General features: G+C 67.9%; 12 protein-coding genes and 1 tRNA gene. 5 read left to right on the top strand and 8 right to left on the bottom strand.

What is annotated here, in order from left to right:
* Positions 1-216: 216 nt before the first annotated feature.
* Both FHT98_RS01840 and FHT98_RS01835 read left to right on the top strand, forming a co-directional pair.
* On the top strand, positions 217-1,317 hold the full coding sequence (locus FHT98_RS01840) for a TRAP transporter substrate-binding protein (RefSeq protein ID WP_061967183.1): 1,101 nt from the start codon (positions 217-219) through the stop codon (positions 1,315-1,317).
* A gap of 25 nt (positions 1,318-1,342) precedes the next feature.
* Positions 1,343-4,060, top strand: a complete 2,718-nt coding sequence (locus FHT98_RS01835; RefSeq protein WP_142112004.1) for a bifunctional diguanylate cyclase/phosphodiesterase — start codon at positions 1,343-1,345, stop codon at positions 4,058-4,060.
* A gap of 106 nt (positions 4,061-4,166) precedes the next feature.
* Here FHT98_RS01835 and FHT98_RS01830 read toward each other — a convergent pair.
* Together FHT98_RS01830 and FHT98_RS01825 are read right to left on the bottom strand one after the other, a co-directional pair.
* A tRNA-Gly gene (locus tag FHT98_RS01830) sits at positions 4,167-4,240 on the bottom strand.
* Between the two features lie 62 nt (positions 4,241-4,302).
* Entirely contained in the window at positions 4,303-6,456 is a 2,154-nt protein-coding gene (locus FHT98_RS01825; RefSeq protein WP_142112002.1) for a caspase family protein, read from the bottom strand.
* Positions 6,457-6,830: 374 nt separating this feature from the next.
* Between FHT98_RS01825 and FHT98_RS01820 the strand changes: the two genes are divergently transcribed.
* The 3 genes from FHT98_RS01820 to FHT98_RS01810 all read left to right on the top strand — a co-directional run bounded on the left by FHT98_RS01820 (position 6,831) and on the right by FHT98_RS01810 (position 10,590).
* Positions 6,831-8,387, top strand: a complete 1,557-nt coding sequence (locus FHT98_RS01820) for a methyltransferase domain-containing protein (RefSeq protein ID WP_142112000.1) — start codon at positions 6,831-6,833, stop codon at positions 8,385-8,387.
* 65 nt (positions 8,388-8,452) lie between these two features.
* Positions 8,453-10,243, top strand: coding sequence for a transglycosylase SLT domain-containing protein (locus FHT98_RS01815; protein ID WP_142111998.1), 1,791 nt, complete (start codon positions 8,453-8,455; stop codon positions 10,241-10,243).
* A 68-nt stretch (positions 10,244-10,311) separates the two neighbouring features.
* Positions 10,312-10,590, top strand: coding sequence for a hypothetical protein (locus tag FHT98_RS01810; RefSeq protein WP_061967191.1), 279 nt, complete (start codon positions 10,312-10,314; stop codon positions 10,588-10,590).
* A gap of 51 nt (positions 10,591-10,641) precedes the next feature.
* On the opposite strand, the gene FHT98_RS26340 is transcribed toward FHT98_RS01810, so the two are convergent.
* The 6 genes from FHT98_RS26340 to tssK are packed head-to-tail and all read right to left on the bottom strand — an operon-like array spanning position 10,642 to position 20,717.
* Positions 10,642-12,774 (bottom strand): serine/threonine protein kinase, encoded by a 2,133-nt coding sequence (locus FHT98_RS26340; protein WP_210244318.1) that lies wholly within the window; start codon positions 12,772-12,774, stop codon positions 10,642-10,644.
* A complete protein-coding gene (locus tag FHT98_RS01800; RefSeq protein WP_142111996.1) occupies positions 12,771-13,565 on the bottom strand; it encodes a PP2C family protein-serine/threonine phosphatase in 795 nt (264 codons plus the stop codon). Before FHT98_RS01800 ends, FHT98_RS26340 begins: the two co-directional genes overlap by 4 nt.
* A gap of 10 nt (positions 13,566-13,575) precedes the next feature.
* Complete coding sequence (tagF, locus tag FHT98_RS01795) at positions 13,576-14,283, bottom strand: type VI secretion system-associated protein TagF (RefSeq protein ID WP_142111994.1); 708 nt, start codon at positions 14,281-14,283, stop codon at positions 13,576-13,578.
* Between the two features lie 3 nt (positions 14,284-14,286).
* Positions 14,287-17,922, bottom strand: a complete 3,636-nt coding sequence (gene tssM, locus FHT98_RS01790; protein WP_142111992.1) for a type VI secretion system membrane subunit TssM — start codon at positions 17,920-17,922, stop codon at positions 14,287-14,289.
* Positions 17,923-17,934: 12 nt separating this feature from the next.
* Positions 17,935-19,383, bottom strand: a complete 1,449-nt coding sequence (gene tssL / locus FHT98_RS01785; RefSeq protein WP_142111990.1) for a type VI secretion system protein TssL, long form — start codon at positions 19,381-19,383, stop codon at positions 17,935-17,937.
* A complete protein-coding gene (tssK, locus tag FHT98_RS01780; RefSeq protein ID WP_142111988.1) occupies positions 19,380-20,717 on the bottom strand; it encodes a type VI secretion system baseplate subunit TssK in 1,338 nt (445 codons plus the stop codon). The genes tssL and tssK overlap by 4 nt, the downstream gene beginning before the upstream one ends.
* Positions 20,718-20,886 lie beyond the last annotated feature (169 nt).

Here is a 20,886-nt window from a genome sequence, read left to right as displayed (position 1 = left end):
ACGGGCAAGACTGCCTTGCAGATCCATGCCCGAAAGGCCGAAGCCACAACGGCGCTGCGACCGCGCGATCAACCGCACATGGCGGGCTTCGCGCCTTGCGTGCGGAATGCGGTGGAAAGATCGGGCCATCGGCGCAAGCGTCGGCTTCCGGTTTAACCGCGGTTAACCGCCACGGCTGAATATCATCCGATTGGACACCGCTACCACGGGGGGGAGATGGCCAAGGCCCGCGACAACGCCATCACCCGCCGCCCGCTCCGGCGCGTGCAGCCTATGATTGCAGTTGTTGCCGCGGCGCTCGCCTTCGCAGGTTGCGCGGCCCTGGCCCAGACACGCCCCGAGGAGCCGGTCAAACTGCAGATCATCGGCGGGCTCGCCGGCATCACCCAATACACCAAGATCGAGCAACCCTTCTGGCAGTCGGAGATCAATGCGCTGTCGAAGGGGCGCATCACTGCGACGATCCGGCCGCTCGATGCGGGGAGCTTGCGCAACCAGGAGATGCTCCAGCTCCTGCGGCTCGGTGTGGTCTCGTTCGGTACGGCCCAGCTAAGTGCCGTCGCGGGCGACGAGCCGGAGCTGAGTGCCGTCGACCTGCCCCTGTTGAACCCCGATGTCGCGACGCTGCGCCGGACCGTCGCTGCGTTCCGGGAGCATCTGCGCAGCCTGCTGCGTGAGCGCTACGAGATCGAGCTCCTCGGCATCTATGCCTATCCGGCGCAGGTCCTGTTCTGCACCCGGTCCTTCAAGGGGCTCGACGATCTCGCTGGGCGGAAGGTGCGGACTTCCTCCGTCGGGCAATCCGAGCTGATGGCGTCGATGGGGGCGGTGCCGGTGATCCTGCCCTTTGCCGAAATCGTGGCGGCTCTGCGCGACGGGGTCGTCGATTGCGCGATCACCGGCACCTTGAGCGGCTATGAGATCGGCCTGCCGCGCGTCGCCGTGGCGGTGCACGCCCTCGCGCTCAATTGGGGCGTCTCGCTCTTCGGCGCGAACGCGACTTATTTCGATGGTCTGCCCGCGGATGCGCGCGACACCATCCGGCAAGGCGTGGGGCAGCTCGAGGAGCGGATCTGGTCCCAGGCGGAAGCCGATACGCAACGCGGCCTCGCCTGCAATGCCGGGACGGAAATCTGCTCCGGCAAGCCCGGGCGGCCGATGACCGTCGTGCCGGCCCTGCCAGCGGACGCGACGCGCCGGCGCCTCCTCGCCGAGGTCGTCCTGCCGCGCTGGTTCGAGCGTTGCGGGGAGGACTGCGTCGTGGCCTGGAACACCTATCTCAAGCCGCTCCACGCCATCGAACCTCGGACGCCGTGAACTCGCCGCCCCTCGACGAGGACCAATGATCAAGCGCCTTAAACTCATGGTGGTAGCGGGGGCGGCCGTCATCCTGACGGTGGCTGCGATCGGCGCCTCCAATCTGGTTCGCCAGAGGGAGGTGACCGCCTGGCGGGCTGCCGAGCAATCGCTGGAAGGCCAGGCCGTTGCCGCCGAGAATGCGCTCGACCGGCAACTCCTGCAGGTCGATGGCGCGCTGGCGAGCTTTGCAACCCTGTTCGATGTCGCTCAGATCGGCCCCGGCCAAAGGGAGCCCGCCAGCCGCCTGCTTCGGGGCCTCAATTTCCAGACGATGGCGTTTCGCGACCTGCTGCTCGTCGGGCCCGATGGCAGCATCATTGCTTCCGCCAGGTCGAGCGGCGCACGCCATAGCCTGCCGCTGGATGTCGCCATGGTCTCGCGCGCGCCGACGAATCTGATTGGCCCGATTCGAAACGCCGTCACCGGGGACTGGTCGCTTTACGTCGCACGCCGGATTCCCGCGTGGCACGGCGTCGTCCCGGTTGCCGAGGTGCCCCTGCACACGATGATGAAACTCCTGGCGGAGGCCGGTGTCGGCTCCGACACGCGGATTTCGCTCGAACGCGCCGACGGCCAGATCGTCGCGATGCTGCCGCATGACGAATTGCTGATCGGCAAGCCCCGCGTTCCCGCCTTGCCCACGCGAGTGGCGAAGGGCAAGGCTTTCCTGATCGGCGAGAGGGGCAGCGAAACCGCGACCCTGAACGTGGTCAGAGGCTCGCTCTATGGCGATATCCGGCTCGTCTTGAGCGTGAAGAGCACCGAGGCTCTCGCGGATTGGCGCCAGGATCGCGACCGGACGATCACGGCGGCCGTCATTGGGGCGCTGCTTCTGTCGGCCTTTGCCGGAGCGATCCTGCTGGCCATCCACCAGCGCGAACGGGCGGATGCCGAGCGCGGGCGGGCGGCAGTCCTCCTCGACAACGCGATCGAGGCCATGTCCGACGGCTTCGTGATGTGGGACGAGGGCGACCGGCTGGTGACGTGCAACCAGCGCTATCGCGACCTCTATGCGCTGAGCGCGCCCTTCATGACGGCCGGTGCGCATTTCGAGGATATCATCCGCAAAGGGGTCGAGCTCGGCCAATATCCCCAGGCGACCGGCGAGATCGAGGAATTCGTCAGGGATGTCGCGACCTGGCATCGCCAGGGCAGCGGCTCGATCGAGCGCCTGCTGCCGGACGGGCGCTGGCTGCTCATCACGGAAAGGCGGATGAGGGATGGCGGGACGGTCGGAATCCGCACCGATATCACGGCACTCAGGGGGGCGCTCGCGGAGCTGGCTGCCGCCAACACGCGGGCCAACGAGGCGGCCGAAGAGGCACGACAGCAGAACGCGGCTCTCGTTGAGCAGGAACATCGCATCCGTTTCCTGGCCCATCATGACGACCTGACGAGCCTGCAGAACCGCTTCGCCTTCCGCAGCCAGATCACGAAGTCGCTGCTGCGGAAGGAGGGCGGTTCCGCGGTGGCGGCCCTGCTGTTCCTCGACCTCGATCGCTTCAAGGACGTCAACGATACGCTCGGGCATCCCGTCGGCGACCTGCTGCTCCTCTCGGTCGCGGAACGCCTGAAGACCTGTGTGCGGGATACCGAATGCGTCGCCCGCCTGGGTGGAGACGAGTTCGCGGTTCTCAGCCTCGATCCGGGGCAACCGCAGCAGGCCGTGGCGCTCGCGACCCGCATCATCGAGGTTCTCAGCGAGCCTTATGTCCTCAAGGATCGGACGATTTCCATCTCGGCGAGCGTCGGCATCGCCATTGCCGAGAGCTCGGGGTTCGATGCGGATCTGCTCCTGAAACAGGCCGACCTCGCGCTTTACCAGGCCAAGGCCCGGGGACGCGGGGTCTGCTGCGTGTTCACGGCGGAAATGGACGAGCAGTTGCGCGCCCGTCTCGCCCTGGAAATGGATCTGCGCCAGGCTGTCGAAGAGCGGCAGTTCGAGCTGTCCTACCAGCCGATCTTCGATCTGAAATCCAGCAAGCTCTGCGGCTTCGAGGCGTTGCTGCGCTGGCACCACCCGGAACGGGGACTGGTCGGGCCGGCGGAGTTCGTGCCGCTGGCGGAGGAGACGCGACTGATCGTCGATCTCGGAGAATGGGTCCTTCGCCAGGCCTGCATGGACGCGGTCCAGTTGCCGGGCGATCTTCGCATCGCCGTCAACCTGTCGCCGGTGCAATTGATCTTCGGCGATGCGGTGGCGACCGTGCGCGATATCCTCGCCGAGACGGGGCTCGACCCGAGGCGGCTCGAACTCGAGATCACCGAGACTGCGCTGCTCGCCAATGACAATCGCAACCTCGGAACGCTCAGGAGTCTCAAGGAACTCGGCGTCCGAATCGTGCTCGACGATTTCGGCACGGGCTATTCGAGCCTGAGCCACCTGCGGCTCTTCCCGCTGGACAAGGTGAAGATCGACCGTTCCTTCGTGCGCGACATGACCGCCCATTCCGACAGCGCGGCCATCGTTGCGGCCGTCGCGGCGCTGGCGGCCGAACTCGGCATGACCACCACGGCAGAGGGCATCGAGACGCAAGATCAGCTCGATGCGGTCGACCGGGCGGGCTGCACGGAAGCGCAAGGGTATCTGCTGGGGAAACCGCAGCCGATCCTGAAAGCCGTGCATACGACCCTGTTCAGGCGCTCGCCGCGCAACCGCAACCAGGGAAGCCGCGCACGCGACACCTCCGATACGCCGTAGTCCGCTTGAGGCAGCGCTATGGGAGCTTCCTCGCCGGCCTGAGCGGCCCGGCCGGCGGGCGCGATGCCGACGGGAATGATCCCGGATATTCAGGATGGCAGGGGAATGGAGCGGGTACCGGGAATCGAACCCGGGTATTCAGCTTGGAAGGCTGCTGCTCTACCATTGAGCTACACCCGCATCGGGCGCCAAATTCCCCATCGGACCCGTCAGTGTCAAGGGGCGCGGCGTCGTTGTCGGCGTCAGAAGCCGAAGTTGAAGCCGGCCTTGACGATATCGCCTGCGGTACGCGCACGCATGGTCGCGTATTGGGTGGGGGCGAGCCCGGTATAATCCTGCAAGGTCAGCTTCTGGTTGCCGAGATCGTAATGCGTGTAGTCGAGCCGGAGCGTCATGCCCGGCATGATCGCATATTCGATGCCGCCGCCGAGCGCCCAGCCGCTGGCGATACCGGAACGGGAGGCCGTGGCGCCGGAGGCCGTCGCCGGATTGTCGGGCGTGATCGAGCCCTTCTGGTCGACGAGGCCGTAGGCATAGCCACCGCTGCCATAGATCATGAAATCGCCGAGCACGAAGCCGGCGCGGGCGCGGACCGTTCCCAGCATCGAGACCTCGTTCTCGGCGCGCGTGGTGAAGCGGGTCCCGCCGGGATTGGCGGAAATCGTCTGGCTGCCGCCGAGCCGCGTCGCGGACAGGTCGGTTTCGGCGCCGATGACGACTGCGCCGATCTGATAGTTGAAGCCGAACTGCGCGCCGCCGACCATGCCGCTGCCGTCGGGCGACAGGCTGCGCGGCACGGCCGCGGCATTGATCGCGCTGGCGGCGAGGACCGAGGTGCCGGCCACGGTCGCGGTTGTCACGACGGTCGTTGTCGTTGGGAAAGGCGTCGAGTTGGTGGTCGTGGTGGTGCTCGTCGTCGTCGTGGTCGTCGGCGTGAAGGTTGGGCTGCCGAAGGGGCCAGCTACGGTCGTACGGTCACTCTGCCGGCCGCCGCCGAGCGAGCCGCCGACATAGAAGCCGGTCCAGCGTGGGCGCTCCGGAAACAGGGCGGGCAGGTCGGGCGCCATCGCCTGTGGCGCCATCGGAGGCGGCGGCGGGGTGACGGGGGCCCGGCGCGGCATTCCCGTCCGCGCGGGGGAGACGCCGCGCGGCGTATAATCGGCACGGCGCGAGCGGGGCTGCTGGACGGCCGGGCAGACCGGGCAGGTCTGTGCGACCTGCACGCGGTTGCGGCTCGGCGCAGTCGCCGCCAATCGCAGGGCGGCAGCCGTGTGATCCGAGACCGGATAGAGCCGGGCGTAGAGCCTGAAGGATTCGGCATCGCCGGCGAGCACGGCCTCGGCCCAGGCCCGCTCATCCGTCCGCTGGGCGAGGATGCGATTCAGGCGCAGGGCGTTCTGATCTTCGGGATTGATCGCGAGCGCATTGCCGTAGATGTCGCTGCGGTCCCAGGCGATCGCGGTGCGGGCGGCGTCGGCCGGCGACATGCCGCGCAGCGAGGCCAGCGTCGGGCGCGCCGTCAGAGGGACGTTGCCGGCCGTGGCTGCTTGCGCCGCAGGGGCGCCGGCCGGGCGCTGGAAGAAGCTGAACTCCGTGATCAGCGAAGACGTGTCCCAGGGGATCTGGGTGCCGTTGGTGGAATCGTAGACGGCGAGACGGATGCGCCGGAAGATCTGCTCGACGGCCAGACCCGGCTCGCGGGCCTCGCGCAGGAAGGCGGTGGTGAAGGGGCTGTTGGCACCGGTGCCGTCCGCGGCGGTGGAGCCGGGCGATGTGGCGAAGGCGACGAAGGTGCCGCTGCCGGAATCGATGCGGGCGAGGCCGGCTTCGTTGCTGATGCCTTCATTGGCGCCGTCGACGATCTGCAGGGCAAGGCCGCGGGCGACCTGACGGCCGGCAAAGGGATTGTCGCGGCAGGCGTCGAGGATCGCGATCTTGGACTTGGCGCCAGCCCCATCGAGGCGGCGCAGGATGTCGCTCAGCGACAGGGATTGCTCAGCGATATTGGTGCCGATCTGCGGACGGATATCGGTCGGCAGGATGTAGTTGGCGCCGTCGAGCTGCACGGCATGGCCGGCATAATAGACCAGCGCCGTCGCATCAGGACCGCCGCGGCGCACCTTGTCGACGAAGACGTCGAGCGCGCTGCGCAGACCGGCGAGCGAGAGATCGAGCGCCGGCGTGATGTCGAAGCCCGCTTCCTGCAGCATGCTGCGCGTGGCGTTGGCGTCGTTCAGCGCGTTGGGCAGCTTGGTGACATTGGCATAGCCGCCATTGCCAACGACGAAGGCGAAGCGCTTCTGGGCAAAGGCGGGCGTGGCGCCGAGGCCGAACGTGACGAAGACCGCCGCGAGGGCGATGACGAGATACGCATAGGCCCGGGCTTGAATCCGCATGCTGCTTCCCCTGCGCGCGAGAAGAACGACTCGCTGGACCTGTCTGACGCCCACGATTCGAGCAGGCGTCCGCCATATGATGGAGATTCCCAGAAAGCCGGGGGATCAAGCAACATCAAATCGACACGGAAAAAACACGGTTCGGACGTGAGGCGAGGGCCCGATTCCTCAGTATGTGCTTCGCGTTAGCAGCGTCAGTCGTAGCGATTCTTCATGTATAATCGCGCCGGTGTGACTTAATTGCCAGCGTATCGGCGGCCTTGTTCGACCTGCGCTGGAGGCTCAATGTCAGGCGTGGCGCTCCTTCAAATGAATGAGGCGCCGCGACGACGCTTCGGCTCGAATGACGGGGACGGAGCCCGGCGGGAGCGGCCATGACCAGCGATCCAGCCATCAATCCCTATGACGCCGTGGCCTATCCCGGCCACTCCTTCTCGCAGACCCACCCATCGCGATTGGCAACCATCGCGCATTTCCATGGCATGGACCCGGCACTGCCGACGGCCATGCGCGTGCTCGAACTCGGCTGCGGGCGCGGCGGCAACCTCATCCCGATGGCCGCGCAATATCCGGGCAGCCGCTTCCTCGGCATCGACCTCAGCGGCGACTCGATCCGGCAGGCGCATGCCAACGCGTCGGAACTGGGCCTCACCAATCTTGCTTTCGAGCAGCGCGACATCCTCGCGGTGGCCGGGGAGATCGGGACCTTCGACTACATCATCGTCCATGGCGTCTATTCCTGGGTGCCGGATGTCGTGCGCGAACGGATCATCGCCCTGTTCGGGCAATTGCTGGCGCCGCAGGGCGTCGCCTATGTCAGCTACAATGCGCTGCCCGGCTGCCGTCTGCGTGATCTCGCGCGCGACGTCATGCTGTTTGCCGTCAAGGACATCGAGGACCCGCGCGAGCGGGTCAGGGTCGCCCGCGCCGCCCTGAAGGAGATTGCCGAGGCCAGCGACCCGGACAGCTTCCATGGCGCGGCGCTGCGGCAGCGACTGAAGCAGATCGACGAACTGCCCGACAACGTCCTCTATCACGACGATCTCAACCCCGGCGCACGCGCCTTCGCGCTGCATGAGGTGCTGTCGTCTGCCGAGCGGCATGGGCTGCAATTCCTGGCCGAGGCCTCGTTCCCCAACCTCTACGGTGCCGCCAAGGGGCCGGCCCAGCAGATGCTCGACCGGATGCCGCTGGAGCAGATGGCGCTGCGCGAGCAGACGCTCGACCTGCTGATCGGGCGAGCCTTTCGCGAGACGCTGCTGTGCCGGGCGGATATCCCGCTCAGGCGCGGCGTCCGGCCGGGGTCGCTCAAGCCCTATCATCTCGCGGCCAATGCGCGGCTGGCGCCCCCGGCCGAGAAGGAGGCCAAGCCCGGCGTCCAGCGCTTCAGCTTTGACGAAGGCGTGCAACTTGCCGTCGACCTGCCGGTGGGCAAGGCCGCGCTCGCCATCCTGAGCACGATCTGGCCGGCGAGCATCGCCTGGGACGAACTGATGGAGCGCGCATGCCGCGACGCTGCGGGCGAACTCGGGCCAGACCGCGCCCATGAGATCGCCCGGCTCGACGAAGCCCTGATCGCGATCTTCAAAGCAGGATTGCTCGATATCAGGCTGGAGGCGCCGCCGCTGACGACGGCGATCAGCGAGAAACCGGCAGCCAGCGAGATCGCGCGCTGGCAGGCCTCGAGCTCGGCCGAGGTCACGGACCTGCGCCACCGGACCGTTCAGCTCGACGGCGTCGTCGTGCGCAAATTCGTCAGCCTGCTCGACGGTTCGCGTGACCAGCGCATGCTGCTCGACGCGATGAACGCCTTCCTCGACGAGGCCCGTGCCGCCGGCGCGGCCGTGCCAGGCCTGCCGGAGCGGGCGACGGCGGAGGAGGTGGCGATGCATCTGAAGGATGTCGCGCGCCTCGGGCTGCTGCGGGCGTGACGATTGTGAAGAGCCCCACTGAGGGGTAACCTTGCGGCAGGGGCGATGGAGCGCAGGCCAGCGGAATGAGCGAGCGCTTCCGGCAATTCCAGGCGCTGTTCCCGGAGGAGGCTTGCCTCGCCGCGCTGATGCGCCTGCGCCATGGCGGAACGAGCCTGAAATGCCCCGCCTGCGGCCGGCCGGCACAGTTCGAGCCGCGCCCGAAATTGCGCGGTTTCGCCTGCCAGTATTGCAACTACATGATCCATCCGGCCGGGGGGACGCCGCTGGAAAGCCGACGTACGCCGCTGCAGCTTTGGTTCTACGCGCTGAAGGTGGTGTCGGAACAACCGGGCAAGGCTGCCGTCAGTGCGATCGCGCGCGATGCAGGCGTGCCGCAGGTAACGGCGCAGCGCCTTGTCGACGATCTGGCTGCGCTCGCCGGGCGAGGCGACGCGGGTTGGCTGGAGAAGCTGCGGAGCCTGGTGACGGGGAAGCCGGAAGCGGTCGCGGCGCCGGTAGCCGCCAGCCCGTCGCCTCCACGCCCGGCACTGGCCCCGATCGCCTCCGCTCCCGTGCGATCGCCGGTGCCGGAGCCGCCGCGCGCGGCTCCGGCACGGCCGGTTGCCGCCGCCTCCGGTCGATCCCCCGCTCCGCCGCCCGCCACCGCTCCACCGGCTCCTCCGCGAGCCCCATCTGCGACACCTGCAGAGGTTGCCGAACCACCCGATGCCCGGCCGAAGAAAGCCTCTTCCGGGCGCAAGGCGATCGCTGCCGTGGCAGCCGGCGCTGCCTGTGTGACCGCGGCTGTGCTCGGGCTGGCCTATGCGCGGCTCCAGCAGCAGGAGCGGCCGGAGCCGGAGCGCGGGATCGAGATCGCGGCCGTCGAGGCCCCGGCGCTGAAGGCTGCACCGGCCCGGCCGTCGCTGATCCTGTCCTCGGTCGAGCAGGATCTGGAGGGCGCGCGGCAGGCGGCCCAGTTCGCCCTCGACAACGATCCGTCGCTGGCGGCGATCAAGCCGCAGGAAGACGCGCCGGCCCAGCAGGTTCCGGTCAACCAGTTGCAATTGCCATCCAACATCCTGCTGGTGCCGCCGAAGATGCAGAGCGGGCCGCCGCCGGGGCCTGTCTCGCCAAGCGGTGCGCCGCAGCCGCCGCCGCAGATTTCCAGTGGCGACCCCGATCAGGTGCTGACCTTCGGGCCGATCAAGATCCGCCGCCACCTCGTCGACCTGATCGTGCGCGCGAGCAAGGTCGTCGGCGCCGACCCGACCCTGCTGATGGCGGTGGCCGACAAGGAATCCTCGTTCTCGACGGCAGTGAAGGCGCAGACCTCCTCGGCGACCGGTCTCTACCAGTTCATCGAGCAGACCTGGCTTGGCGTAATCTACGAATTCGGGACGAAGCACGGGCTCGCCGCCGACGTGAAGCTGATCGGCAGGTCAGGCCGGCAATTCGTCGTGACCGATGGTTCCCAGCGCCAGCGCATCCTCGACATGCGGCGCGAGCCCTATATCTCGGCGCTGCTGGCGGCCGAGATGCTGAAGCGCGACACGCTCAGGCTGGAGCGGGCGCTCGGGCGCCATCTCACCGGCGGCGAGATCTACCTGATCCACTTCCTCGGTCCCGATGCGGCGCAGACCTTCATCGAGACGATGGAGGAGCAGCCCGGCGTCAAGGCGGCCGAATTGCTGCCCCGGCCGGCACAAGCCAACCGGCCGATCTTCTATGCGGGTTCGGGCGGCGAGACGAAGGTGCTCACCGTCTCCGAGGTCCACAAGAAGTTCAACGACATGATCAAGATCAGGCTCGATCGCTACAGCGCGGTCAGGCCCGGCGGGGGCGGGGGCATCGCCCGGCCGCAACCGAAGAAATGACCTGCTGACGCCGCGCGCGCGCCCGCTCGCGGCCACCGCTCTCCGAGAGCAGCGAAAGGAGAAAACCCATGCCGGCCAACCGTTTCGAGCAAGTCGACGAACCGCCGACCGATGCGATCACGCTCAGGCTGTCGGAGCGCGGCGGGGAGGCCTTCGGGCATGTGCTCTGTCCGGCCGATCTCGCGGGCGGGCATCTGGTCAATGATTTCGTCAGCGATGAACTGGCGGCGAAGGATGCCTTCCGCACCGCGATCCGCCTCGCCAACGAAATCCAGGCGCCGATCGTGGTCGAGGACAAGGCCGGGATCTGGCAGGACGAATGGGGCGTGCTTTATCGGGAGGATTGAGGGGACTTCCCTTCTCCCCTTGCGGGAGAAGGGAAGAGGCCGATCGCCGCCTCACTCGATCCGGAAATACTTGATCCCCAGGCCGAGCTTGCCGCTCTGGCGGGCGAGGTCGAGCTTGAGGTTGGCGAAGAATTCGCTCGCGGGAGACGGATTGGGGCCGGAGAGTGCCGGCAGGGCCTCCTTGGTGACCAGCGCGAGCACGGTCTGCGGGCGGGCCGAGCCGCCGGTCGATTCAAGCTTGAGGTTGAAGATCACCTTGCCGCCCTCGCGTTTCGCGAAGCTGGAGAGGTTGTAGACGAGCCCGTCATCACCGATCAGCACGACGTCGAGGTTCTGGCCGCCGCCGGCCTCGACCGAGCCGTTGAGGATCTCGCCGCTCTTCATGTTGAAGGCGCCGATCTGGATTTTCGGGCTTCGGTCGATGCCGATGCCGGGCCGGCGCAGGAAATCGACCATCGGGCACTGGGCCTCGGTCATCGGTCGCAGGTGGATTTGCGCCTCGAAGCCCTGCGCCGCCTTGAAGGCCCCGTCGAAGGCGACGAAAGGCGCCGAGTTGCTGCCGAAGCCTTCCAGCGTCGCCTTGCGGTCTCCGATTTCGAGCGGCCAGAGGAAGAAGCAGGAGCCGCCATCATAGTCGCGGACATAGCGCTCGATCCGCTCGGCCGGCGTGCGCGGCTCGGGTTCGGGCGCCATCGCGGCGACCTGCGGCGGCGCGACGCTTTGGCTGGCGGGAGGCGGGGGGACCACCACGGTAACGGGTGGCGGCTCCGGCGGCTTGATCTCGATGGCCACGGGCGGCTTGACGGCGGGCTCGGCCACGGGCGGACGCACCGGCGCCTGCTGTTGCGGCGGCTCGGTATTCACGGCGACCTGCGATCCCGACGGCCCGGATGGAGGCCGCTGCGGCCGTGTCGTCTGGGGCGGAGGCGCTTGCGCCGCAGGAGGCTGCGTCACCGGGGGCGGCGCGGGAGGGGGCGTCTCGACGGCGGGGCTGGGCGTCGCGGATGCGGATGGCTGCGCCGGCGCTTCGGTGAGCGCGGGTGGAGCGCTTGTCGCAGGGGGCTGTGCCGCGGGGGCTTCGGTCAAGGCGGGCGGCGCGTTCGTTGCCGGGGTCGGCGCGCTGGTCGAAGGCTGCTCCGCGAGCGGCGGCGGATCGTTGTTCGCGACCCGCGCCGCCTGTCCGCCATCGAGCGTCGTCCAGGCATAGAAGCCGCCGCCCGCCAGCACGGCGAGCGCCGCAATGCCGGCGACGAGCGGCAGGGGCGAGCGCCCGGGCTTGTCCGTAGTCGTATGGCCGGCCGCTGCCTTGGCAGCGGCCTTCCTGCCCGGCGCGGGCGCCTGCCAGGCTGCGACCTCGGCCATGTCGGCAGGGCGGTCCTTCGGGTCTGGCGCCAGCATGCGCGCAAGCAGAGGCCGGATGCGCGCATCGACCCCCGAGAGATCGGGCAGGCGGCGGCGCTTGTCGATGATGTCGACCTGAGAGCCGCCCATGTCGATGGCGCGGCCGCTCAAGGCCTGGGCCAGCACCAGCGCGAAGGAATACATGTCCGAGCGGCCGCTGACCTCGCCGCCAAAGAGGCCGAGCTGCTCGGGCGAGACGTAGTTGTATTTGCCGGCGAAGCCGGAGCCGATCACCGTGCCCTCGCCGAGGATGCTGGAGCGGGCGATGCCGAAATCGATGATCTTGGCGCGGGAGGGATCGCCGCCCGGCAGGATGATGTTGTCGGGCGAGATGTCGCGATGGATGATGCCGAGCCGGTGCGCGGCATGCAGGCCCGGCCCGACGCGCTGGCGCAGGATATCGGCTTCCTCGACGCTGAGCGGCCCCTGCTGGATGCGCTCGGAGAGCGGCTGCCCGTCGACGAACTCCATCGCGAGATAGGGCGTCTCGCTCACCGGATCGATGGCGAAGACGTAGTAGCGGACGATGGCCTCGTTATAGAGGTTGTGCAGGGCCGCCGCCTCGCGACGGAACAGGGCGAGCACGGCGTCGTCGCGCGCCATGTCGGGGCGGATCATCTTGATCGCCACGGCATCGCCGGTCTGGATCGCGCGGCCCTTGTAGACCTCGCCCATGCCGCCGACCGCGATCAGGCTCTCGATCTCGTAGATGCCGTTCAGCTTCGTGCCGATGCGGGCATTGGCGCGGGGCGCGAAGACGGTGCGCTCGGAGTCGTCGCTCATGGCGTGGGGCTCCCTCGCATGGACCGGTTCGGCATCCAGCGTGTCCTTTCATTGGCCCCCTGTCGATAGCGCACGATCACGACGGTGACATTGTCCCGCGCGCCGCGCTCCAGCGTCAGCGCCAGCAGGGCGTCGCAGGCCTCCTGCGCGCCATTGGCCTCGACGGCGGCCAGGATCTCGGCGTCGGCGATATGCTCGGTCAGCCCGTCCGAGCAGAGCAGGAAGGTGTCGCCATCGGCGATCTCGCCGTTCTCGAGGTCGAGTTCCGGCGTGTCGTGCACGCCGATCGCGTGGGTGATGATGTGCCGGCGCGGCGAGCGCTTCGCCTCGTCGCTGGTGAGGAGGCCGCGATCGACCATGTCCTGGACCTCGGTGTGATCGCGCGAGACCTGCGCGATGCGGCCGCTGCGAACGAGGTAGATGCGGCTGTCGCCGGACCAGAGGCAGGCGAAATGGCGCTGATGGATCAGCAGGCAGACCAGCGTCGCGCCCATGGTCGCGCCGCGGCGGCCGATCTCTTCGCGCAATTCGTCATTGGCCTTGAGGATGCCGGCTTCGAGCATGGCGAGCAGGTCGGGCGCCGAGCCGGCGGCACCGACCGCCTCCAGCGCCGCGACCACGGTCGCGCTGGCGAGCGCGCCGTTCTCGTGCCCGCCCATGCCGTCGGCGACCGCCCAGAGGCCGATTTCCGGGCGCAGGATGAAATTGTCCTCGTTGGCCTTGCGGACCTTGCCGGTGTGGCTGATGCAGCCGGTCTCGAAATCCGGATTCCGGCGCTGGGCGTCGTTCATGGCATCGCCCTCATGATCCGGCTCGCTCGGGCGCGAGATGGCCGTCGAAACGGCCGGTGAGCAGGCCGGTGAAGAGATAGGGATCGGGCAAGGCGTGGCCGGTCAGCGCCAGCGGTTCGAAATTGGCGCCGCCCACCGTCCAGAGATAGCACGCATGGGCATAGGACCGGGCATGGTCCTCGACGCGCAAGGCCGCCAGCCGCTCCGGGAAACCGGAGGCGATCGCCGCACTGACGATGGTGCCGTCGGCGAGGCGGACCATGTCCTGTGGTGGCGCGGCGAGGTGATGGTCGTTGGGGACGGGCAGGGCGGAGAGGCGCTGCGCGACGGCCTCAAAGCTCGCCTGCGGCTCCAGCGCCTGCAGCAGGAAATCCTCGATCGCCTCGAACCAAATGTCCTGCGGGTCGAGCTCCGGCGGCGGGATCGCGGCGCCCGGGCCGGCGGCCGCGAAGACCGTCAGCGGGAAATAGCGGCCGACGCCGTCGACCGAAGGCATGAAGGCGCCGGCGACGCTCTGCCCGCCATGGGCGCCGCCGAGCCAGAAGCGCCAGATCGGGGCGTTGAGATAGGCCTCCTGCCAGCGATTGCCGAGTTCGAGCCGGCTCACGGTCAAGCCGCCCTGCAGCCATTTCTCGTAAGTCCCGAGGAAGCCGGAGGGAGCGTTCAGCGCGATGAAGTCGCGCTTGGCCGGGAGCTTGCCGAAGAGGCCGCAGCTCAAGATTCAGATCCCGGTGGGGCAGCGGATTTCCCGCAGCGCCGGCAGGATCAAGGGATTCTTGAGCGAGCCGACGCCGAAGGAATAGCCGACCTGCCGGCCGCCGGCATTCAGGTTGAACCCGACATTGTCGCCCTGCTTCAGCACCGAGCCGGCATCGAGCAGGCGGAAGAAGGACCAGGTGCCTTCCTTCTCGAAGAGCTTGGCCTCGCCGCCCTGCGCGGCGCCGCCTTGCTGGCCGGAGGAGAAGAAGCCGCCGCTGAACATGCCGCCGGAAGTGTTGCTGCTTCCACCAAGCGTCAGCGTCACCGCCGTCTTGCCGACGCCACCGCCCGGCCACATCACCGGGGTCGGCGTGTTGACACCCTGCTGGCTCGTCACGGTGAAGCCGTTGATCTCCAGTTTGGCATTGGCGGCGTCGGCCGAGAGCGCAGTGGGCGTCACCACCATCTGGAAGGAGGGCAGGTTGCCGCCGGTCGGGAAGAAGGCGTCCTTGATCTCGCTGGCGCGCTGGAATTCGCGGAGCGTCGTCGGCGAAAGAGCGCGGGCGACGCGGCTGTCGACGCGCCAGCCCCATTGCGGCTTGGACGTGTCGACGAAAGGCTCCAGCCGCTCCTTGTAGAATTTGTCCATGATCTGGCCGGGCGCGAAGAGCCGGGCGAAATCGGCGAGCGGCACGTCGCGGGCGCTCGCCTTGGTGAAGGGATAGCGGTTGTTCATCACCTCGGTGCAGACGCGGGTGACCTGCTCGGCCAGCGCCTGCCGTAGCAGGGCAACGGTTGCGCCCGTGGCGTCGCCTTCGAAATCGTTGACTGCCTGGATCACCATGCCGTCGAAGGGCGCGGGATAGCGCGAGGAGTTGGCACGCAGCGTCGCGATCAGCGGCACGAGCGCGGCATTGGCCGCCGCCGATTGTGCCGGATTCGTCGCGGCCGTGGCGAGGTTCTGGTTGATCTCCGAGAAGGCCTGGAGGAGCTGGTCCACCGGCCGGCGGCCGAGATCGCCATCGACGAGGACATGGAAGGGCTTGAACTGGCTCTCGATATCGGCGCCGAGCGCGCTATCGGCCCCGCCACCCGCCAAGATGCGATCGACGCCCGGAGCCGCCAGCGGGAGATTGGCGCCGAGACGGCTCAGTGCATTGCTCGCGCGCCGCGCCAGCGTATCGGCGGCGGCCTGCGCCGCGGCCTGTGCAACCGCCTTCTTGGCATTGGGCCGCTCCTTGGTGAGCTGCGTCTCGTCGCGCAGGGATTCCAGCACCTGCTTGAAGGGCGAGGTCGCGGCGCTGATCGCACTGAGCGCGACATAGCGCGGCTTGTCGGCGTTGAGCGGCCGGAGCTTCAGGCGCTTCAGCATGCGCTGCCAGCTCGCGATATAGTCGCGGCTGTAGAGCTTCATCAGGTCAGGGAAGAGCGTGGCGTACTGAGCCGTGATCGCCTGCTGGTCGAGGTTTTCGCCGAGCACCCAGCGCTCCCGCTCGATCTGGTCGCCGATATCGCCGAGCCGGGCGATGAAGGCGTCCTGGAAGCCGTCATAGGTGTAGAAATAGGGCACGCGGATCTGGTCGAGATCTTCCCCGGTGACGCCTTCGAAGACCAGGCGCACATCGGAGCCGCCGCGCTGCGACACGACCCAGTCCTTCTGGCTCTCGCTGCGGGACTGTGTGCGCAGAAGCTCATAGGCGCGTTCGGCGATGCTGAGGCGGCGCAAGGTCCTCTGGCTCTGTTCGATCAGCGACTGGTTGAGCTTGACGATCGGCTCTCCGGTGCCGTCATCGAGGTCGAGCATGGCGGCGAGGTGTTCTTCCAGTGCCTCGCGGCCCTTGGCGTTGGCCGGGCCGGGGAAGAGGTTCTCGGCCCAGTCGAGCCGCATCCAGGACGTGACGAGCTCGCGGTCCAGCTTCGCCTGGCCGCCGACCATCATGTAGACCTTCAGCGCCTCGTAGACGAAGCCGGGATTGTTGGCGTTGGCCTCGAGCTGCTCTTCCAGCCGAAAGATGATGCGCGAGCGCAGCATGCGCTCCAGCGCTTGCTGATAGGTGATTTCGGTCGCGTTCTGCAGGCGGTCGCGCTGGCTGAGCCCGAAAGTGGCGAGCGTCGGCGTCGGCTCGGCCTTCGTCGCATAGCCCGCCGGCATGTTCCGCAGCTTGTGCAGCAGCGGCAGGACGCGGCTGAAATTGCGGTCGGAGATCGTGGTCTCCTGCAGCACGGGGGCCGCAGCGCTGCGATAATCCGAGAGGCCGTAATTGGTCGCGGTGATCAGATCGCTGTTGCGCGAAAAACTCGTCCACCACAGGCCGAGCGCTGCAAGCGAGAGCAGAGCTACCGTGGCGAAGCCGGCGATGCGCAGCGCGGTCGTGCGGCGGGCGGCGCCGAGATCGGTCGAGACCCAGCCGGATTCACCGATCACGACCTTCTGGACCAGCTCGGTCAGGAAATAGCTCTTGCCCTTGCCGGAGAAGGAGGCCGCGCCGGCGTGGTCCGAGCCGAAATTGCGCGAGAGCGCGCCGATCAGCTGGTCGATCGGGGTGCCTTCCTGGGTGCCCGAGGTGAAGTAGAAGCCGCGCAAGGTCGCATTGGCGTGGTAGCGCGTCGGCTCGAAGACGCGGGTCAGGAAATCGACGATGGAGCGCTTCAGCGTCGCCATCTGGCTCGGGAAGCCGAAGATCTGGGCACGCGCGGTCGGGTTGTGTTCGTCCTGGAGCCGATCGGGGAGGCGCTCGTTCAGGCGCTCGATCAGCGCATCATATTCCGGCGGCACGTCGCCGATCATGTTGCGGGTCTTGTCGGCGGTCTGGAAGGTGTGGCCCCAGACCATGCGCCGCTGGGGCTCGGTCAACTGGCCGAAGAACTCGTTGAAGCCGGCGATCAGGTCGGCCTTGGTGAAGATGGCATAGACCGGGAAATCGACCTTCAGCCGCTCGTGCAGTTCGAGCAGGCGGGCGCGGATGGCATCGGCATGGGCGGCGATCTCTTCGGGCGAGGAGGTCAGCAGGTCCTCGACACTGATGGCGACGAGGACACCGTTGATCGGCTGGCGCGGGCGATTGGTCTTGAGCAGGTCGAGGAAGGAAAACCAGCTCGACTTCTCGGCTTTCGTGTCGGTGTCCTGCGTGGTGTAGCGGCCGGCGGTGTCGATCAGCACCGCGTCCTCGGCGAACCACCAGTCGCAATAGCGCGTGCCGCCGGAGCCGGCGACGGCGGCCGGCGTCGCGCCGCGCGCCAGCGGGAATTTCAGGCCGGAATTGACCAAAGCGGTGGTCTTGCCGGCGCCGGGCGGGCCGATGATCACGTACCAGGGCAGGTCGTAGAGATAGTCGCCGCCCTTGCCGCGGGCGCTCTTCAGCGTCGCGAGCGCATCCTTCATCGCGCTGGAGAGGGCGGCGCCGTCGCCGGTCGTCTCCTCCTTCTCCAGTGCTTCGGTCAGCGCTGCGGTCGCCTTGCGACGGCGGATGACGATGACGGCGATCCAGACGAGCGCGCCGAGCAGGAGCAGCACGGCGATGGGCAAGCGGACCCAGAAAGACTCGAACGGCCGGACATCGCCGAACGCGACGAAGGGGCCGCCAAACCAGATCAGCGCGGCGAGCGCGAGCGCGCCGATCAGGATCGCGACGATACGGAGCCAGGTGGCGAGGTTCATGGCTTCGCCCTCCTAGTTCTGACGCTGGATCAGGATCTCGACGCGCCGGTTCTGAGCGCGGCCGTCGGCGGTGTTGTTGGGTGCGATCGGGGCGTCGGCGCCCTTGCCCTCGGTGGTGATCCGATCCGGCTTGCTGAGCTTGGTCTTGAGCACGTCGCCGACGGCCTTGGCGCGGGCCTGCGACAAGACGAGGTTCGACGGGAAACGGGCGGTGCGGATCGGCACGTTGTCGCTATGGCCGACGACCTTGATGGCGCCGCCCTCCTGCTCCAGAACGGCGGCGATGCGCTCGATCAGGGGCTGGAATTCCGTGCGCACGCCCGCCTGGCCCGGCTCGAACAGGGTGATGCCGACGAGGCGAACGATGACGACGTTGGGTGTCACCAGGCAGACGATCGGCGGCTGCACCGCGGCGCAGACCTTGGGCGGCTGCGCCGGCGGCGGGGGAGGCGGCGGCGGGGCCGAGAAGACCTTGCGCATGATGCCGATCTCGCCCTTGGGATGGACCGAGAGCAGGGCGGTCGAGGCCGCCTCGGCATTGCCGGCGAGCAGCGCGCGGAAGACGAAATAGACACCGAGCAGGGCTATGGCTGCGATCGCCGCCACCGACCAGACCGGCACCTTGAAGCCGGCGACCGCCTGCGCAATCGCCTGTCCGCGCCAGCGCGGCGAGAGCTCCGGGTCGGGCTGCTTCACCCGGCGCAAGGTCTCGAACAGGTTGCGCTGGATCGTCTGGAGATTGTTGGCGCCGCCGGCCGAGGTGCGGTGGATGCCCTGGAAGCCTAGCGCCAGGCAGGCATGCATCAGCTCCAGCAGGTCGTAATTGACCGATGGATCGGCCTTGGCCTTGTCGAGCATCTCGAAGAAGCGGACGCCGCCGATGCGCTCGCCGAAAAAGCGCGAGAGCATGCTGTACTGCGTCCAGACATGGCGGTCGTCGCCGGGGATGTTCTGGACGATGTCGTCGGCGCTGGCGGCAATGACGTATTTCGCGGTCTGGGCGGTCTCGGCCGAGACGCCTGCGGCGCGGACCTCATGCTCGAAGGCCTCGATGGACTCGCCGACCTGGCCTAGGAGCTGGGCGAAGGGCGCGTTGGAGAGGTTCGCGCGCATTCGCCCGAGCAGGAGCAGGAGCGGGCCGGCAGCGCGCAGCAGCGGATTGGCGTTCGGCGTCAGGAGCTGGTCGCGGCGCGGCAGGGACTGGCCGCCGCCGGCCGGAGGCGGAGGCGCCTGCTGGCGCTGCGGGATCGGCGCAGCTTGAGACATCCATTCGTCGCCGGTGCCGGGCACGCCGGGCGAGGGCACCTGCGGCGGCTGATAGGGCTGAGGCGCCTGCGGAGCGGCCGGTGCCGGCGCGGCGGGAGCGGGTGGCAGGGGCGCGCGACGCCCGCCGGGGTTCGGCCTGATGATCGTTCGTTCGGAGCGGCCGAACGGATCTGAAGGCGAACCCGGATCGCTCATCGCCTGCCCTCCAGAACGGCCCAGAGCTCGAGTTCGAGATCGGGCCAGTCACCGGAAAAATGCATGCCGATCGAACTCGCCGTCGAGAATTCCGGCCAGAGCGGCGAGGTGCGGTCGAGATAGAAATAGACATGGTCCGTCAGCGCGCGGATCTGCGGCGGCGGCGTCGGCAGATGGACGAGATTGATGCCCGGCAGATGGGCATGGACGATCTCGTTCATCTTGGTGTTGGGGCCGATCTTGAAGAGCTGGGGGAACTGCGCCTGGATTTCGGTCAGGGGCCGGCGTGCCGCGACTTCCAGCACCAGCGTCGCATTGCGCACCAGGCTGCGGTCGCGGATCGTCGACATGAAGGCGTTCTGGGCGCGCTCGACGATCTCCAGCCGGATCGCGCGGCGGCCGAGATTGGCCGAGAGGAAGTCCTGGATGTCGCGCACCACCGGCGCGAAGCAGTTCTCCAGGTCGTCGTGATCATAGGCCGGGTAATCGCGGGCGCGGCGTTCGGCCGTGGTGAAGGTGGCAAGCTCGCCGGCGAGCGCGAGGAAGGCCGAGAACAGCCGCTCGGGATGGACGAAGCGCGAGCGGCGCATGTGCTTCAGCACGGGGATGCTGCGGTTGAGGAGCTGGAGCACGAAATAATCGGCGCTCTGCAGGCCGCCGCCTGCCGTCGGATCGGCGGCGTAGCGGGCGAGTTCCTCCAGCTTGTTGTCGATCCAGCCGATGACGCGATCGAGCCAGCCCTCGATCACCGGATAGGCCGAGCAGACCAGCACGGGCGGGGCGAATTTCTCGTCGAAGAGGATGGCGCGGTCGCGCACTTCGAGGATGCGGCCGAGTGCCAGGCCGACATAGCCAGCCTTCGAGGTCTTGCGCAGCTCCAGCGTCAGGCGCGGATGGGCGACGTCGATCTCTTCCTCGGTCCGCAGCGAGGCGGTGGAATCGATCAGCATCTCGTTCGCGGGAACGTAGCGGCTGGCCGAGCCGTTCAGCGTGTCCTCGACCTCGCGGGTATTGGCGGCGGCGAGCGGCAGCGAGAGCCAGACGATCTGGCCGGCGGCATTCTCCGGCACCTCGATCGCGGCTGGCAGCGGGCTGTTATCGGGCAGTGCGAAGGGCGTGCCGTCCGGCATCACGCCGACGGCGCGGCGCAGGCCGATGCGGCTCTGCTGGGCGAGGTCGCGGTCGATCTCCAGCACCGAGAAGCCCCATGGATAGGGCGTGACGTTCCTGACGCGGCTTTCCAGCAGGTTTTCGAGATAGCGGTCGCTCTGCTGGAAGTGGTGCGGCCTGAGAAACAGTCCTTCCGACCAGACGACCTTGCTGTACCACGACATTCCGGTCTCGCTCACTCGAAGGCAGGCTGGGCGAGCTTACTACGGGTCCTACCCAAGCGTCACCAAACGAATGCTAGCGCGTCGCGCGCGTGTCGCCGTCATTGACTTGAAGGATGCGGCGGAGCGATTTTCAAGGCAGTGCTCGGAAGTACGAATCCGTTTGAGCAGG

Origin of the sequence: Allobosea sp. AK1 (assembly GCF_006714945.1) — a bacterium.
GTDB classification, from domain to species: domain Bacteria; phylum Pseudomonadota; class Alphaproteobacteria; order Rhizobiales; family Beijerinckiaceae; genus Allobosea; species Allobosea robiniae.
This window is presented reverse-complemented; position numbering and strand designations above follow the sequence as displayed.